Source organism: Bacillus sp. EB01 (assembly GCF_000613125.1).
Classification (GTDB): domain Bacteria; phylum Bacillota; class Bacilli; order Bacillales; family Cytobacillaceae; genus Bacillus_D.
The window spans coordinates 460,530-477,865 of sequence record NZ_HG964497.1 but is presented as its reverse complement, the minus strand read 5'-3'; the positions used below and the strand labels follow the sequence as shown (position 1 = coordinate 477,865).

General features: G+C 44.4%; 16 protein-coding genes. 14 read left to right on the top strand and 2 right to left on the bottom strand.

The genetic code is table 11. The annotated features are described in order from the left end of the window. Nucleotides 1-2 precede the first annotated feature (2 nt). From TY16_RS02050 to nuoN, 8 genes are all read left to right on the top strand, one after another. Complete coding sequence (locus TY16_RS02050) at nucleotides 3-1,103, top strand: NADH-quinone oxidoreductase subunit D (protein WP_043930035.1); 1,101 nt, start codon at nucleotides 3-5, stop codon at nucleotides 1,101-1,103. Continuing rightward, complete coding sequence (nuoH, locus tag TY16_RS02045; protein WP_043930034.1) at nucleotides 1,103-2,113, top strand: NADH-quinone oxidoreductase subunit NuoH; 1,011 nt, start codon at nucleotides 1,103-1,105, stop codon at nucleotides 2,111-2,113. The genes TY16_RS02050 and nuoH overlap by 1 nt, the downstream gene beginning before the upstream one ends. 79 nt (nucleotides 2,114-2,192) lie before the next feature. After that, a complete protein-coding gene (gene nuoI / locus TY16_RS02040; protein ID WP_043930033.1) occupies nucleotides 2,193-2,612 on the top strand; it encodes an NADH-quinone oxidoreductase subunit NuoI in 420 nt (139 codons plus the stop codon). Continuing rightward, the gene (locus TY16_RS02035) at nucleotides 2,609-3,118 is read left to right on the top strand and encodes an NADH-quinone oxidoreductase subunit J (RefSeq protein ID WP_043930031.1); all 510 of its coding nucleotides are present in this window, start codon (nucleotides 2,609-2,611) and stop codon (nucleotides 3,116-3,118) included. The genes nuoI and TY16_RS02035 overlap by 4 nt, the downstream gene beginning before the upstream one ends. Before the next feature lies 1 nt (nucleotide 3,119). Next, a complete protein-coding gene (gene nuoK / locus TY16_RS02030; RefSeq protein ID WP_043930030.1) occupies nucleotides 3,120-3,437 on the top strand; it encodes an NADH-quinone oxidoreductase subunit NuoK in 318 nt (105 codons plus the stop codon). A 508-nt stretch (nucleotides 3,438-3,945) separates the two neighbouring features. Continuing rightward, the gene (gene nuoL, locus TY16_RS02025) at nucleotides 3,946-5,814 is read left to right on the top strand and encodes an NADH-quinone oxidoreductase subunit L (RefSeq protein WP_043930029.1); all 1,869 of its coding nucleotides are present in this window, start codon (nucleotides 3,946-3,948) and stop codon (nucleotides 5,812-5,814) included. After that, entirely contained in the window at nucleotides 5,814-7,334 is a 1,521-nt protein-coding gene (locus tag TY16_RS02020; protein ID WP_043930027.1) for a complex I subunit 4 family protein, read from the top strand. The genes nuoL and TY16_RS02020 overlap by 1 nt, the downstream gene beginning before the upstream one ends. A gap of 6 nt (nucleotides 7,335-7,340) precedes the next feature. Then, nucleotides 7,341-8,858, top strand: a complete 1,518-nt coding sequence (gene nuoN / locus TY16_RS02015; RefSeq protein WP_043930025.1) for an NADH-quinone oxidoreductase subunit NuoN — start codon at nucleotides 7,341-7,343, stop codon at nucleotides 8,856-8,858. A 188-nt stretch (nucleotides 8,859-9,046) separates the two neighbouring features. Here nuoN and galU read toward each other — a convergent pair whose 3' ends face one another. Then, on the bottom strand, nucleotides 9,047-9,916 hold the full coding sequence (gene galU / locus TY16_RS02010) for a UTP--glucose-1-phosphate uridylyltransferase GalU (protein WP_043930024.1): 870 nt from the start codon (nucleotides 9,914-9,916) through the stop codon (nucleotides 9,047-9,049). A gap of 198 nt (nucleotides 9,917-10,114) precedes the next feature. Here galU and TY16_RS02005 point away from each other — a divergent pair, with 198 nt between their 5' ends. From TY16_RS02005 to spoIID, 5 genes are all read left to right on the top strand, one after another. After that, nucleotides 10,115-10,348 carry a DUF1146 family protein gene (locus tag TY16_RS02005; protein ID WP_043930023.1) on the top strand — a complete coding sequence of 78 codons (234 nt, stop codon included), beginning with the start codon at nucleotides 10,115-10,117 and terminating at the stop codon, nucleotides 10,346-10,348. A 550-nt stretch (nucleotides 10,349-10,898) separates the two neighbouring features. Then, nucleotides 10,899-11,633: a YwmB family TATA-box binding protein gene (locus TY16_RS02000; RefSeq protein ID WP_043930022.1), complete on the top strand. Its 735-nt coding sequence runs from the start codon at nucleotides 10,899-10,901 to the stop codon at nucleotides 11,631-11,633. Nucleotides 11,634-11,665: 32 nt separating this feature from the next. After that, the gene (gene murA / locus TY16_RS01995; RefSeq protein WP_043930021.1) at nucleotides 11,666-12,979 is read left to right on the top strand and encodes a UDP-N-acetylglucosamine 1-carboxyvinyltransferase; all 1,314 of its coding nucleotides are present in this window, start codon (nucleotides 11,666-11,668) and stop codon (nucleotides 12,977-12,979) included. Between the two features lie 384 nt (nucleotides 12,980-13,363). Next, nucleotides 13,364-14,257 carry a DUF6843 domain-containing protein gene (locus TY16_RS01990; RefSeq protein ID WP_043930019.1) on the top strand — a complete coding sequence of 298 codons (894 nt, stop codon included), beginning with the start codon at nucleotides 13,364-13,366 and terminating at the stop codon, nucleotides 14,255-14,257. A gap of 194 nt (nucleotides 14,258-14,451) precedes the next feature. Continuing rightward, nucleotides 14,452-15,492: a stage II sporulation protein D gene (gene spoIID / locus TY16_RS01985; protein WP_043930018.1), complete on the top strand. Its 1,041-nt coding sequence runs from the start codon at nucleotides 14,452-14,454 to the stop codon at nucleotides 15,490-15,492. 323 nt (nucleotides 15,493-15,815) lie between these two features. On the opposite strand, the gene TY16_RS01980 is transcribed toward spoIID, so the two are convergent. After that, a complete protein-coding gene (locus tag TY16_RS01980; RefSeq protein WP_043930017.1) occupies nucleotides 15,816-16,232 on the bottom strand; it encodes a VanZ family protein in 417 nt (138 codons plus the stop codon). Nucleotides 16,233-16,394: 162 nt separating this feature from the next. On the opposite strand from TY16_RS01980, the gene TY16_RS01975 reads away from it, so the two are divergent. Continuing rightward, nucleotides 16,395-17,270, top strand: coding sequence for a M23 family metallopeptidase (locus tag TY16_RS01975; protein WP_043930015.1), 876 nt, complete (start codon nucleotides 16,395-16,397; stop codon nucleotides 17,268-17,270). Nucleotides 17,271-17,336: the final 66 nt, after the last annotated feature.

Here is a 17,336-nt window from a genome sequence, read left to right as displayed (position 1 = left end):
CTATGATACGAACTGAAGAAATGCTGCTGAATGTAGGGCCTCAGCATCCTAGTACCCATGGTGTTTTCCGGCTTGTTGTAAAGATTGATGGGGAAATCATTACGGATGCACAGCCGGTCATTGGCTATCTGCATCGCGGGACAGAAAAGATTGCTGAAAATCTGCAATATACCCAAATCATTCCTTATACAGACCGGATGGATTACATTTCCTCGATGACCAATAACTATGTTATCTGCCATGCTGTTGAAACGATGATGGGCATTCAGGTACCTGAACGGGCTGACTTCCTTCGGGTTATCGCAATGGAGCTTAACCGGGTCGCCAGCCACCTTGTATGGTGGGGAACGTATTTGCTTGACTTGGGAGCCACAAGCCCATTCATTTATGCATTCAGAGAACGTGAAATGATTATCAATATGCTGAATGAACTCTCCGGCGGGCGTCTGACGTTTAATTACATGCGTGTTGGCGGAGTCAAATGGGATGCGCCTGAAGGCTGGATTGAAAAAGTCCAGGAGTTCATTCCCTATATGAGAGAACAGCTTAAAGGCTATCATCAGCTTGTTACCGGCAATGAAATTTTCATGAACAGGGTTAAAGGGGTCGGCCGTTACTCAAAGGAAACTGCAATTCAGTATTCGTTGACAGGGCCAAACCTTCGTTGCACTGGTGTTAAATATGATTTGCGCAAAGATGAACCGTACTCAATTTACAACCGTTTTAATTTTGATGTTATAACCGAGGAGGGCGGAGATGCGTGGGCACGTTACCACGTCCGCACCAGGGAAATCGAGGAATCCTTGAAAATCCTTGAACAGGCTTGTGAACAATTTCCACAAGAAGGAGAGATCCTCGCCAAAGTGCCGAAAATCATCAAGGCGCCGAAGGGGGAAGCTTATGTCAGAATTGAATCGCCGCGTGGAGAGATTGGCTGCTATATTGCGAGCGATGGGAAAAAGGAGCCTTACCGCCTAAAGTTCAGGAGGCCATCTTTCTATAACCTCCAAATTTTACCGAAGCTCCTGATCGGTGAAAATATGGCGAATATGATTGCGATTCTGGGGGCTATTGATATTGTCCTCGGGGAGGTGGATGGATAATGATACAAAATTTGCTTACCTCGACACCGGGACTTGCCAACTTTTCGATCTTTTTCCTTCTGACAACAGTGTTCCTGCTAGTTGTCCTCGGCTTCGTAACATATGGAATTCTTGCAGAACGGAAAGTCATGGGGTTCATGCAAATGCGCCATGGCCCAAATCAGGTTGGCGGACGATGGGGCTTGCTCCAGACAGTAGCTGACGTACTAAAGCTTTTACTTAAGGAAGACATTATTCCGAAGGCGGCAGACAGGCCTCTATTTATATTGGCTCCTGTCATCGCATTCGCTCCGTCTTTCATGGTCCTTGCGGCAATACCGTTTACAGATGCATTTCAGTTCGCCGACATCGGCGTCGGGCTTCTCTATTATATAGCTGTATCCGGTTTGACTACTTTTGGTGTCCTCATCGGCGGATGGGCATCCAATAACAAATATGCCCTGCTTGGCGGGATGAGGGCAGCAGCCCAGATGATTTCCTATGAAATCCCGCTTGTCATGTCAGTTCTTGGCATCGTCCTCCTTACTGGCAGCCTGAACATGAACGATATAGTGGATGCTCAGAGAAATGGCTGGTATATCATACTTCAGCCAATCGCATTTATTGTCTTCCTAATAGCATCCGTTGCAGAATTGAATCGCGTTCCGTTCGACCTTCCAGAAGGGGAATCCGAAATTATTGCCGGCTTCCATGTTGAATACTCAGGATTCCGATGGGCATTTTTCATGCTGGCGGAATATGTGTATATGTTTGGAATGGCAGCTCTTACAACAGTTTTGTTCCTTGGAGGCTGGTTACCGCCGTTAGCTATTCTTGATTTCATTCCGGGGGCAGTCTGGTTTTCACTTAAATTCAGTTTAATAATCTTTATCCTAATCTGGTTCAGGTCAACATTCCCTCGTTTCCGTGCCGATAAATTAATGGAATTTGGATGGAAGGTTCTTCTGCCAGTTGCGCTGGCAAACGTGTTCCTTACTGCGCTTATTAAAGAACTTTTTGAACTTTTCTAGAAAGATAGAAACATACAATTGAGACCAAAAGTGCATCAGTTGGCTTGCTATTACATGATTGAATTAAAGGGGTGAAAACATGCTTGGATTGGCAAAAGGCTTAAAATATACCCTGAAAAACCTGACCAGAGAAAAGGTCACGTACGATTATCCTAATGAACCGCTGCCATTGCCTGACCGGTTCAGGGGAATTCAAAAGTTTTATCCGGAAAAATGCATCGTCTGCAATCAATGTGCCAATATATGCCCGACAGATTGCATTCAATTGACAGGGAAAAAGCATCCAGATCCAACCAAAAAGGGAAAAGTCATTGATACGTACGACATCAACTTCGAAATATGTATCCTCTGCGACCTATGCACAGAGGTATGTCCAACCGAAGCCATTATCATGACTAATAATTTTGAGCTGGCCGAATACAGCCGCGATTTCCTTTTTAAAAATCTTGAATGGCTGGATGAAAATGACGAGAATGTTCGGAAGGTGAATAAGCCATGATTTCAGGAGAATTTCTTGCCTTTATGGGGCTGGCGTTAGTGGCAGTTATCGGTGGCGTCCTCTTATTGAACCTGAACAATGTCGTCCATATGGTAGTCGCTCTCGTCTTTACATTTGTCAGCATTGCGGGAATATATATTCTGCTTTCGGCTGAGTTCATCGCTGCTGTGCAAGTACTTGTTTATTCCGGTGCCATTACCATCATCATGCTTTTTGGAATAATGCTTACCCGGCATGACCTTGACAGTGAGCACCAAACAGGGAGCTGGCGTAATATCCTTGTCTTTTTGGGAGTAGCGGCGTTTGCAGCTGTGGTATATGCGGGCATCTATAACCTTGACTTAAACCCAGGCCCAATTGCACTCCACGAAAACAATACCGAACAAATTGGAATGGCGCTTTATTCTAGATTCATTATTCCGTTTGAACTCGTTTCGGTTGTCTTGCTAGTTGCACTAGTCGGAGCAATTATCCTCGCGAAAAAAGATAACAAGGAGGGCGAATAAAATGAGTTCCGGAGTACCGGCATCTGCCTTCCTTGCTTTAGCCTTGATTTTATTTAGCATTGGATTGTTCGGGGCCCTCACAAAAAGAAATACGATTATTGTGCTTATTTCGATAGAACTAATGCTGAATGCAGTCAATATTAATCTTGTGACTTTCAGCAAATATGGAATGACCCCTTCCATTGACGGGCAGATTTTCGCCTTGTTTGCAATGGCGGTCGCAGCGGCTGAGGTTGCTGTAGGGCTTGCGATCCTCATCTCTCTATACAGAAATAAGAAAACAGTCAATGTAGACGAAATGGACACACTGAAAAACTAAAAGCGGAAGCGCTGTGATTAGCCCCGACAAGCGCTGGAGGGCCAGAAGAGGAAGTCGTTCTTTGACTTCCACTGAGGGACCGAAGCGACATCGAGGGGCTCGGCGCTGAAGCTAGATAAAACTAAAAGCGGAAGCGCCCGTTAAGCGGCGTATGGCCTCCTCGAAAAAGCTATCGCTTTTCCTTCGTGCGATGCTTATGCTGCCGAAGCATTCCTTGTGGAGGGCCTCGACATGAGATATAGGAAACACGATGAACGAAGTGAATCGATGTTGACTTATCGTAGTGAGGGGACCGAAGGACACTAGACGCTGGGCGCTGCAGCTGGATAAAACTAAAAGCGAAGGCGCCCGTGTCCGCTTAAGCACATGAATGCCAGAGGGTACCCGGGTGCCAAATGGCGAAAGTAAACGCAGGGCCATTCCTGCGGGAGCCTTTAAACAGGCTCAATCAGGCGCGCTGACAGAGACTATTGCTAAATGAACGCGCGTTTAAAAAGGGGATAGTGTATTGATGGAAAATGCATGGATCATACCGCTTTTCCCGCTTTTATCATTTTTGATTCTTCTTCTATTCGGAAAACGTCTTAAAGAGACAAGCGCCTATGTAGGGATTGGGCTGACTCTGGCAACGCTTGCCATGTCTTTACTTGTCCTCTTTGAACGGTTTACGGAGCCTACATATAAATCGGAGGCAACCTGGCTTACAATAGGGGATAATATTCAATTAACAGCGGGATTTGAAGTGAACCAACTGAATGCATTGATGCTGCTTATTGTGTCGCTCGTTAGCTGTCTCGTACATATTTATTCAAAGGGATACATGCACGGCGATGAGCGAATTCCAGTTTTCTATGCCTACCTTGGCTTGTTTACATTTGCCATGCTGGGCCTTGTTATTTCGCCGAACCTCCTGCAAACCTACTTCTTCTGGGAGTTAGTAGGCCTGGGTTCATTCTTGTTAATTGGCTTTTACTTCTTTAAGGAGGAAGCGAAAGCAGCTGCCAAAAAGGCCTTCATTATGACCAGGATAGGCGATGTTGGTCTGTTGATCGGTATGATTCTATTATTCTGGGAAACTGGCAGCTTTGAATACGATGAAATTTTTGCAGTAGTAGAAAGCGGAGCTATTACAGCCGGGATGCTGACTTTAATTGCAATTCTAATTTTCGTTGGAGCAATGGGAAAATCAGGTCAGTTCCCACTCCACACATGGCTTCCGGATGCGATGGAAGGTCCAACTCCTGTATCTGCATTGATTCATGCAGCCACAATGGTTGCGGCTGGTGTGTATCTCGTTGCAGCTTTGTTCCCACTGTTTAATGCCAGTGAAACGGCTATGCTCACTATCGCTGTTATCGGTGCATTTACAGCAATTTTTGCCGCAAGCATCGGCCTGGTCCAAAATGATATCAAAAGGGTGCTTGCATATTCGACAGTTAGCCAGCTTGGCTATATGATGCTTGCGCTTGGTTCAGCAGGTTATGTGGCTGGTGTCTTTCACTTGATGACACACGCATTTTTTAAGGCACTCCTGTTCCTTGCTGCAGGAAGTGTCATCCATGCTGTCCACACACAGAATATTGAAGAGATGGGCGGTCTTTGGAAAAAACTGAAAATCACAGGACCTCTGTTCCTAATCGGAACGCTTTCAATCAGCGGGGTTCCACTATTCTCGGGCTTTTTCAGTAAAGATGAAATCCTGATTGCTGCCTGGGAAGCGGGGCATCCGATTCTGTTCTTATTGGCAGTGATTGCGGCATTCTTTACAGCATTCTACATGTTCCGTTTGTTCTTTATGGTTTTCTGGGGAGAATCTCGCTCCAAGACAAAAAATGTTCACGAGTCTCCTGGCACGATGACAGGACCTATGATTATCCTTGCTATCCTCGCAGTTGTAGCAGGTTATGTTAATACACCTTGGTTCGGTGCATTCCTGGGTGATTGGCTGACTGAAGGTACAGAAGCTCTTGGCCATGGACATATTGAAGGGCCGGCATGGATTATGGTGGTTGCAACGCTCGTATCGCTTGCAGGGATTTTTCTTGCGTGGCTCATGTACGGAAAGCGTTCAATTTCGAGAGATTGGTTTAGCAGCAGTACCCCTATGCTTCATACAATTCTCTATAACAAATATTATATTGATGAGTTTTATCAACTGTCCGTCGTTAATTCAACGAAGGCCGTCAGCCATTTCTTCCGCTATCTTGATATTTTCTTAGTAGAAGGGTTGGCAAGCCTCGTAACTGGTTTAATCCAGGCTTTGGGTAAAATTGGCTCCAAGCTCCAGTCTGGACAAGTGCAGACATATGCTGCTGTTGCCTTCATCGGGCTTGCTGTACTGACAGTCATCTTTGCCCTGACAGGAGGGTACTTGTAATGGATCTATCGTTTGTTCTTTCACTGCTCGTATTCTCCCCGCTATTGGGAATTGCAGTTCTTGCCTTTATAGCGAAATCGAATGAGAAGCTGATTAAAATAGTAGGTCTGCTGGCTACAATTCCTCCACTAATTATTGGAATAGGGACATACTTGCATTACCTTTGGGGCAAGGACTTGGCCGACTTTTCGGTAAGAACTCCCTGGTTGCAATTCGGGGGATTCGGTCCTTCGGAAGAGAATTTCTTTTCAGTTTACTATGAACTCGCCATTGACGGGTTTTCCATGCTCTTGGTCGTTTTGACAGCGGTGGTCGCAACATTGGCAGCCCTTGCGTCATGGAAGGTAAACAAGGAATTGAAAGGATATTACATGCTGTTCCTTCTGCTCGAACTCGGCATGTTAGGTGTCTTTACAGCGCAAAATTTGATTCTTTTCTTCCTTTTCTTTGAAATGACTCTAATTCCAATGTTCTTCCTGATAGGGAAATGGGGCTATTTTGAAAAAGAAAAGGCAGCATACAGCTTCTTGATTTATAATGGGTTGGGTTCAGCCATTTTGCTGATTGTTATTATGGTCCTTTTCGCAAGGACAGGTACTACAAACATTGAAATTCTCATGCAACTCATGACAAATCCTAATGCCGAATTGGTTGCTGAGATTTCCGAAAGCGCCAAGATGGGATTATTGATTGCACTATTAGTTGCCTTTGGCATTAAGCTTCCGATTGTCCCTCTTCACAGCTGGATGCTAAGAGTACACGTTCAAGCACCACCGGCAATTGTCATGATTCACTCGGGCATTCTGTTGAAAATTGGAGCCTTTGGTTTAATCCGTTTCGGGCTCGGAATTTTCCCTGAACAGTTCAAGGAGCTGTCTGTAATTATCGCTATTCTTGGAGTAGTAAATCTTCTGTATGGTGCTTTTCTGGCATTCATTCAAAAAGACTTCAAAATGGTGCTTGCTTACTCCTCCATTTCGCATATGGGAATTGTCTTGATTGGCCTAGCTGCACTGAATGAAGCAGGTATACAGGGGGCTATTTTCCAGGTAATCTCACATGGGTTGATTTCAGCACTGTTGTTCTTCCTTGTCGGGGTCTTCTATGATCGGCTTGATACATCGCTTCTCGGAAATATGGGCGGGCTAGCTAAGGGAATGCCGATTGCATCTGGAATTCTGCTTGCCGCTGGCATGGCGTCGCTTGGCCTTCCTGGCATGTCAGGTTTCGTTAGCGAATTCATGGCTTTCCTGGGCTTGTTTGAAGAAATGCCTATACTGGCAGCGATTGGTTGTATCGGCATTATCATGACTGCTGCGTACTTGCTGCGTGCCATCCTTGGCATGACTTATGGGCAGTCACATCGGGATTTCACGGCTGTTTCTGATTTAAAGGGCGTTGAATTTGTACCTGCAGTGACCCTGGTTTTCCTGATTGTCTTGATCGGTGTATTCCCAAGTGTACTCGGCTCACCGCTGCAATCGGCTCTTAAAACTATCATGATTGGGCTGGGGGGTTGATGCACTATGGATCTCAATGAATTGCTATCATATGAATGGGGAGCAATGATGCCTGAGTTTATTATCCTGGGTACCGCTGCACTCCTGACACTTATTGATTTATTCATGCCAAAAGAGAACGACCGCAAGATATTTGGCTGGATAGCCATCGCGGCAATAGCATCTGCAACCATTTCGCTCGCAGGGCTAATTGATGCACCAGTTACATCAATCCTTGCTGATACTTTCAGGCTGGATTCATTTGCCAAGGCATTTAAGTTTATCCTGTTAATCGGTTCCGCACTTGTTATGCTTTTGGCTATACAGTATAACCCAAAGGATGGTTTTGAGGAATACAAGGGAGAGTTTTTCTATCTATTCCTGACAGCGCTTCTAGGGTCGATGATTATGGCATCAAGCGGGGATTTAATCACCCTCTTCGTTGGCCTTGAAACGCTTTCCATTTCGTCTTATATCCTGGCCGGGATGCGCAAGAACCGGCTGGACTCCAATGAATCGGCAATGAAATACGTCATCAATGGCAGTATTGCAACAGCAATCACCTTATTCGGAATGAGCTATGTTTATGGATTGTCTGGTTCAACTAATTTAAGGGAAATAGCCGGAGTCCTGCAAATGGCTGCAGATTCGCAGCATATCTATTTGCTTGGAATCGCCTTCTTTATGATTTTTATAGGGCTGTCGTTCAAAATTGCGGCTGCTCCATATCATATGTGGGCTCCTGATGTTTATCAGGGCGCGCCAACACCAGTAACGGCATTCCTGAGCGTCGTTTCAAAAACTGCTGGGTTCATCATTATTATCAGGATTATGCTATCTGTTTTTGGTGTACTTGCTTCCGAAGGGCCAAACTCGATGCCGCTCCTGTTAAAATTACAGGATTATATTGCCTTCCTTGCAGGAGCAACCATGATTATTGGAAACGTCGTTGCTCTAAGGCAGCGGAATATTAAACGGCTGTTTGCGTACTCAAGTATCGCTCATGCAGGTTATGTGCTTGTTGCCTTTTCTACTTTAAGCTATTTCATGTTTGATGCTGTATGGTTCTATCTGCTCGCTTATGTTTTCATGAACGTTGGGGCGTTTGCCGTTATCCAGCTGATAACTGAAAAAAGAGGTACAACGGACACGAAGGAGTTTGCGGGTCTTTATAAGAGAGCTCCGCTTCTGGCTGTTGCTTTTGGAATCCTGATTCTTTCCTTGGCGGGATTCCCTGGAACGGCAGGCTTCATTGGCAAGGTGAATATATTTATGAGCACCTTCGTCGACCCGGTAAATCCGCATTATGTACTGGCTTCTGTGATGATCGCCACAACAGTGGTTTCATATGTTTACTATTTCGGAATTTTAACGCAGATGTTTTTCCGGCCTGCCCAGGATGAAACTGCTATAAAAACTCCGGTTGTATTGTCTATTGCAATTGCGATAGCTGTTGCTGGAAGCGTACTGTTCGGGCTGCTTCCGAATGTAGCGCTCGACTTCCTGCATGAATATTTTAATGGATTTAGTGATTTCCTTAGCTAGGGACGGCACAAATCTGACGGGGAGTTTCAATGGGGCCCGGATATTTAGGGGATAGCCGGGATCCCTGGTTATGGTTATGCAATTAGAGGGTGCAGGTGCTTGGGAAACGCTTTGCACCCTGAGGTTTAACAAAAGGGGTAACAATAGGAATGGCCGGCTCTCACATCTGAGCCGGCCATTTGTGTATATTAGGATTCAAGTTTTCTTTTCATATAAGCCAGAAGATCTTCCCTCAATTCCGGCATTTGCAGGGCGAATTCGATAGTTGTCTCGATAAAGCCAAGTTTCTCTCCGACGTCGTAACGTTTCCCCTCAAATTCATAGGCAAATACTCGCTGAATTTCATTTAGGTTTTGAATCGCATCGGTAAGCTGGATTTCCCCGCCGGCACCAACTTCCTGTTTATCCAGGAACATGAATATTTCCGGAGTAAGGATATAGCGGCCGATAATCGCCAAGTCGGATGGGGCAGTACCTAGCTTTGGTTTTTCGACGAATTGTCTTACCTGATAGCGGCGATTGTACTCCTCAATAGGGTCAATGATTCCGTACCGGTGAGTTTCCGATTCCGGGACGCGTTGGACCCCAATGACAGAGGAAAGAGTTTGGTCGTATTGATTCATAAGCTGCTTCAGGCATGGAACCTCTGCCTGAACAATATCGTCTCCTAATAAAACCGCGAACGGTTCATCGCCAATAAAGTTCCTTGCACACCATACGGCGTGGCCAAGGCCTCTAGGCTCCTTTTGCCGTATGTAATGAATGTCGACCATGTTTGTTGACGCTTGAACCTTCTCTAACAGATCAAATTTCTCCTTTTCAAGGAGGTTTTGCTCCAGCTCGAAAGCATGATCAAAATGATCTTCTATCGATCGTTTGCCTTTTCCTGTTACAATAATGATATCTTCAATTCCTGATTCAATTGCCTCTTCCACGATATATTGAATGGTCGGCTTATCGACTATCGGGAGCATTTCTTTTGGCATAGCTTTTGTCGCCGGCAAAAAACGTGTACCAAGTCCAGCGGCAGGAATTATCGCTTTCCTTACTTTTTTCATAATCAATCACCTTCACAAGTTAAATTGGAACACAGAACAAATTTCTTCAAATAAATTGCGTAAAAAAAATCAAATACCTACAATGAAATAGAATGGCTATCATTGATTATTTCATATTAAAACAAATCAGACAACTAACAATATCCTAAAAATTCCCTTTAATGGGCGTAAAGATTTTTACTGAGGAGGATTAAGTGTATGATAGGTGGACTCGGGGCAGAGGCTGTTGTGGGCATTTTTACCCATCTGATTTTTATTGCATTGGCATGGTGGGCATTGCAAGCACTGAACTTTGACAAACTTTTACGAGCCGGTAGAGTTCTGCAAGCACGAATTCTTTATATCATGCTTTCAATTGTTATCGGGTCGGCCGTAAGCAATTTCTTTTTGGATTATCTCCTTTTATCCCGCCAGCTTCAACATATCTTTTGAATTGCAGATAAGCTCTAGCGAATTAAATACGGTAGATATAGGGCCTTACTAATCGGATTTTTCCAATTTTAAAGGGAAACTTTACATAACTAATCCCGTCTATATTCAGGAAAGCAATGATTTGGATTGTTTAAAAACTGGAAAATATTTAGGTCTTCATTCATGTGTTCAAATGGAAGATTATTGAGTACAATCAAGATTGTGATTTAAAACACAATTCATGCGCCTTACAATAGTATTAGGGTACGAATACTCCTCGGTTTGGAGAAAACGAAGCATTCTTCATTGTCCTGTGAAAACTGGAAGTCGAAATCTGCCTATCTCCAAACAGAACGAGGTAAAGCTGTACTCTGAAGGAAAACCCGTACCAACAAACACATCGTGACGGGGACCTTCCCAAATTAAGCGGGATATCTTTAAAATTAGTCTGAATCTATATGAAAACCATCAGGTGTACATAGTAGAGGCATTGTCTAAAAGTGACGAGATTTCCCATGTATGTACCGCTCTTCCATGGCCAAAATGGTAATAAGGGAAGGGGAGCGGACGCATGAATATAAAATTAGCTTTATCATTATTTGCCATAATTGGTTTTATCGTGTTGGAACTTGGGAATAAAACGACTGTAGCTGACAGTGCACCGGATTTAATTAAACTTGCCGCTGTATTGGAAGCAGAAAGTGTAAGCTTTAAGGAGTGGTCGGTTTATTCACGGGAGTATATTGAAGTCTCCAATTCACCCGGGGAATTGGAGGAGTATGCCAAGGGATTGCAGGATATGTTCCCCGATTGGGACTGGTCCATTTCCACAAAAGGCCATACTTGGGAAGTTGCAGCAGTATCTCCTCCTTCCGTCTATGGCCAGGAATACCTTCAATTAATTTCTACCCGCACACCCCATGAGGCAAATGCGTATATAATATATAAGGTGACCGGCGGAAAATGGAATGAGGAAAGTGCTGCCTTTTTACAATCACAGAAATTTTCGGCACGGATAAACGACATATTTCGTGGCCAGCCGTCAATTTTCTCTTGTATCGAGGGCAAGTTCAATGATAGAATAGATAAGGCTCTATCTGGAAAAGTAACTAGTATTTTGGAACGATTAAATGCCGCTGAAACCGAGGCACTAAGGGAAGATGATTTTATTTCAGTATCGGCTTTTTCACCATATCTGCCCGATACATTTGGAAATGGCATGAATGTGCAAATCGCTGCCCGCTCGACTGGGGGAAAAGATGCAACTGTGATAATCGGCACCCCCATCATAACGGTTGAATATTAATATAGAGAACTAGGACGCGGAGGGGAATACACTTGGAAAAGATCATCGTCCGCGGCGGAAATAGGCTGAATGGAACAGTTAAGGTTGAAGGTGCCAAAAATTCTGTACTGCCTGTACTCGCTGCAACACTATTGGCAAGTGATGGAAGAAGTATAATTCGTGATGTTCCTACTCTCTCCGATGTATATACAATCAACGAAGTATTACGCAACCTAAACGCACACGTCGTTTTTAAAGATAATCAAGTTGTAGTAGATGCATCTAGAGAGTTGAATGAGGAAGCACCATTTGAGTATGTAAGGAAAATGCGTGCTTCAGTTTTAGTCATGGGCTCGCTGCTTGCGCGCAATGGCCGTGCCCGTGTGGCATTGCCTGGTGGATGCGCAATTGGCTCACGCCCGATTGACCAGCATCTTAAGGGCTTTGAAGCAATGGGAGCCAAGGTGAAGGTTGGCAATGGTTTTATTGAAGCAGAAGTTGAGGGCCGCTTGAAAGGCGCCCGAGTGTACCTGGATTTCCCAAGTGTCGGTGCAACTGAGAACATCATGATGGCAGCAACACTCGCAGAAGGCACAACCATCCTTGAAAATGTTGCAAAAGAACCTGAAATCGTAGACCTTGCAAATCTCCTGAATAAAATGGGAGCAAAGGTCATCGGTGCTGGTACAGGAACGATCCGAATCGAAGGTGTGGATGTATTGTTTGGTGCAGACCACTCCATTATTCCTGACCGTATTGAAGCAGGTACATTCATGGTAGCTGCAGCAATCACGGGCGGGAACGTGCTTGTCAAAGGCGCTGTTCCAGAGCATTTGTCCTCATTGATTGCGAAAATGGAGGAAATGGGCATCACCATTATGGAAGAAGATGATGGCGTAAGGGTAATTGGCCCGGATAAGCTGAAGGCAGTCGATATTAAGACAATGCCTCACCCAGGATTCCCGACAGACATGCAATCGCAAATGATGGCATTGCTGCTTCGAGCTGAAGGAACAAGTATGATTACCGAAACAGTCTTCGAAAATCGCTTTATGCATGTGGAAGAATTCCGTCGCATGAATGCCGAAATAAAGATTGAAGGACGTTCTGTCATCATTCCTGGAAAGTCAAACCTTCAGGGTGCAGAAGTAGCAGCAACCGACCTTCGCGCAGCAGCAGCATTGATCTTAACTGGCCTGGTTGCGGACGGTGTCACGCGTGTTACGGAACTAAAGCATCTGGACCGTGGATATGTAAATTTCCATGAAAAGCTGGCAGCATTAGGTGCCGATATTGAGCGCGTTAAAGAAGTTGAGGAAGTATTTTCCGAAGAAACACAACCGCTTGTTTCCGACATGAACGCTTAATTGAATAACTTTACAGTGTACGTTCGTATGCTGATTTTTAGAAAGCCAAAGGGATTTGCTGTCTGATGTCTGACAGTTACCCTTTGGCTTTTTATATTTAGGTCGATATTTGTTGAAATTGCAAAAGAAGGGTAGGCATTTTATTGATTGAAGCGGAAGGCACGAAGACTCCTACGGGAGAAAAGGTCAGTGGGAGACCCCGCAGGAGCAAAGCGACGAGGAGGCTCCCAGGCCGCCCGTGGAAAGCGAAGTGCCTGGAGCGGAAATTACAGAAAGACTTTAGGTTTAACCTATATAGTGGATAGTTCACGATTCAAGTTTCTTTATATTGTAACAATATTGATGAGGGCATCTTGATAAAATGTGTAAGAGAGGTGAGTGCCCATGACGAATTTTTTTATTAAACTAAAATCCGCTTTATTTACTACTTTGGCCCTTGGAATCATTACACTTTTAATACCTGGTTTCCTTTCAGGTTCTGTTGGATCGACTATATTTGTTTTTGGTATTATGCTGCTTATAGCGATGATTGGCAATATGGTTGTGGCAATTCCAGTATCCTATTTGTCTGATTTCCTTACAAAAAGGCTCGGTGCTTTTCGGTTCCCATCTGCAGGTTTAATCCATATTGCTGTAGGTCTCTCACCTGTATTTTTTATTGATGAAGTGGCCTTCTACTCAATTGCTTCCGCCTTCCTATTCTTTCTTTTTGCAGAATGGCAGCAGGCGGGTTGGAAGATTAGATTTAATTGGAAGCTCGTGGTTTCTTTTATAAGTGTCGGAGTTTTTACGGCTGCGGCGATTGTTTCCGTACCGAGCATTGTCAATAAGTTTCAAGAGCGGACTCATAATGCTTATTTGATACCAAAAGGTTTTGAGGGTGAAATTAAGGTAGTCCATGACATAAAAAACACACCACTAGAGAAAACAAGTGATGGATATGACATCATTAATATTAATGAATCTGGTTACGGCCTCTCTGCGGAACCACTGGACAGTTCCTTAATAGAGGACAAATATTATTTTGTTGATGAAAGCGGGAATAAAGAGGAAATAGAGAAACTCTGTATCTCTGTTGGTGATAGGAAAGCTATCGGCGGAGATGATTATGAATACACCTATGAAACCTTGTATGTTACCTCAAATAAATGCGGTCAGGTATTCCGTGAAAATGGGAAAAAGTATTTTGGTGAAAAACTGCAAATAGAGGAAATCCTCTTTAAAGAAGGACTTGCAGAAATGACTGACTATGGATATTCCATCCATCCCCAAAACTAGCAAAAAAGCGTCCGCCAACTACTTGGCAGGCGCTTTTTTGTCCATAGAGGCTGTATAAGGCAGTCTTGTAAAAGAGAAACAGTGAAATGGAAAACCTTAACCTTTAGTCATATCTGCTTGTCCACCTCCATATGTTTTAATGAAGCGCAGCCGGTTTGTGGCCGGCCGTTTACTTTTCAACTGGAGGCTCTTATATGAAAAACGCAAAACCATTCATCGCACTAGCATCCTTCCTTCTTGCAGTTACGCTCATCATACCAGCATTGCTCGTCCTCCCTTATAAGGGTGAACAGGCTAGCGGCAGACTGGGTGAAGACTTGCGGCAGGCTCCAACTGAGAAGGCAAATGAACGTATAGCAGATGCTACAGTAGAAGTCGCAGTATACCGGACCGCCCAGCAAAAAATTGAAAAGCTGACTCTCAATAAGTACCTCGAAGGCGTCGTAGCAGCCGAAATGCCGGCGGAGTTTGAGGAGGAGGCATTAAAAGCGCAGGCTTTGACAGCCAGAACCTATATAGTCCAACAGCTATTAACGAAGGAAAAGCTTGGCCTTCCGGAAGGGGCAGAGGTGACTGACACTGAAATCCACCAGGTATTCAAAAGTGATGAAGAACTAAAGCGGCCTAAACCCATAGGATGGGGTGCGGATTATAAGTGGAAAAAGAAGAAGATCAAGGATGCAGTCCGGGCAACGGATGGGCAAATCCTTACCTATAATGGCAAGGCTATTGATGCCACATTTTTTTCAACTAGCAATGGCTATACGGAGAATTCAGAAGACTATTGGAAAAATACTGTACCGTATTTAAGGAGCGTAGAAAGCCCATGGGACAAAAAATCTCCAAAATACAAAAACCAAATAACCATTTCTATTCAGGACTTTGAAAGTAAGCTTGGGGTACAGATTGGAAACTCCGAGACAATTGGGGTTATTAAAGAACGGACGGCAGGGAACCGGGTTGGAACAGTAGATTTCAATGGGAAAACTCTTACTGGAAGGGAAATACGTGATGAGCTTGACCTAAGATCCTCTGACTTTTCCTGGGAGAGACGCGGAAATGAAATTATCATAACTACCCGGGGCTTTGGCCATGGAGTCGGTATGAGCCAGTACGGAGCCAATGGTATGGCTGCTGAAGGCAAAACATATAAAGAAATTGTTAAATATTATTATAAAGGAATCGATATCAGCAAGGCAGATGGACTTCTTGCTACTATTACTGCAGGCAAATAACGAAGAGGCCGGCTCCCGATAAAGGAGCCGGCCTTTTATGTATTAGGCTTTGTTATAGGATAATGTTGTTTATTAAACAGAGTTGATTGTAGCGGAAGGCGCGAAGACTCGTTCGAAAATGCAAAAAACGCATTTTCTCCTGCGATGCTTTTTCCGTGACGTCCTACGGGACAAAAGGTCAGTGGGAGACCCCAGAGGCGCTAGCGCCGAGGAGGCTCCCAGGCCGCCCTTGGAAAGCGAAGCGCCTGTAGCGGAAATCAACAGCGATGTATAACACAGCCATGTATTAAAAAAGCTGAACCAATGAGTTATTGCTATTAGCGCTATAAATAGGAGTGGAGTCTTCCGCTTCCTGGCCCAACAGCTTTCCTCCACTTCTCCAGTAGCCTTGCAAGCCTCTGGAATTTCGCCTTGAACATTGCCCCGTTAACAAAATAATAAACAACCAGAATCCCGACAACGTCCTTGAAGAGGTCAAACAGCGACGCCGACCGATAAGGGTAGAAGGATTGGTGAATTTCGTCTGTAACCCCATAGAGAGCCGCTACAGCAGCGAGAGCCATGTTCACACGAGTAGTGAACTTCTTTTTAGTAGTGAGGAATGCAAGTACAAGCAAACCGTATAGAATCGCGAACTCTATCAAATGAAGAGATTCCTTTATGGTGCGGTCGATTTTTGAATCAGGGAGCTCTACGAAGTGGTTGCTGGGCAGGCTGGACATCGTCCAGATCAAAACCATATAGATGAAAGGCAGCAGCCTTGCCGCCCATTTGACAAATTTCAGGAAAAATCACCCTTTCATGCATAAAACGGAAATAAATACAAAAAATAAACCAAAAATTTTTCATGCCATGTATATAATTCTACCAATGTGTTCAGAATGATTGCTGAGGTGATGATAATGAGAGAGGAAGAAAAAAAGCAATCTTCTCAAGGAGTCAAACGCTTTTTCAAAAAGCGCTGGGTATTACCCACAGTTTACATTCTTAGTGCAGCCATCATTCTGACAGGTGTTCTTTGGTACCAGAACAGCGGCGACTCAGCAGACAAATACGATTACAAATCGACTGATCTCGCCAAAAAGCAAGTCGATGAACCATCCTTAGAAGTCAACAAGTCTATGGAAACCATCTCAATGCCGGTTGGCAACGAGGAACAGACAGTCGTTAAAAAGAAGTTCTATGACAACGCCGCCAGCGAAAAGGAACAGGAAGCAGCACTGGTAGTCTACAACAATACCTACGTCCAAAATACTGGCATTGATATTGCCATGAAGGATGGCTCCGCGTTTGATGTGCTTGCAGCACTAAGCGGTACAGTTACAAGAGTAGAGGAAGATGCTCTGCTTGGCAACTGGATTGAAGTCCAGCATGACACTGGTATTGTAACACACTATCAATCCGTTAAAGACATTAAAGTCCAAGTTGGAGATACTGTAGACAAAGGTGACGTACTTGCAACAGCAGGACAAAGTCTGCTGAATGAAAAAGCTGGTGTCCATGTCCACTTTGAAATCCGTAAGGACGGTGTGGCAGTCAATCCAGAAAATTTCTTTGACAAGACGCTAAGTGCGCTCCAACAAGAACAAGTTGGCGGGCAAGAAGCAGCTGACGAGAAGGAAGCCGTTGAGGAAGAAGGCAATAGCCAAACACCAGCTGATGAACAAGGTACTGAGGAAGAAGCAGGTGAATCCTCTAACCAGCCAGCTGATGATTCATCCGAAAAAGCTCCAGCAGACGATTCAACCGAGGAATCTGGAGATAACTCAAATTCATAATCCAGTATTTGAAGAGAGGGGCAGCCCTCTCTTTTTTTTATGAAAATTGTACCCTCTTGCCGCCCG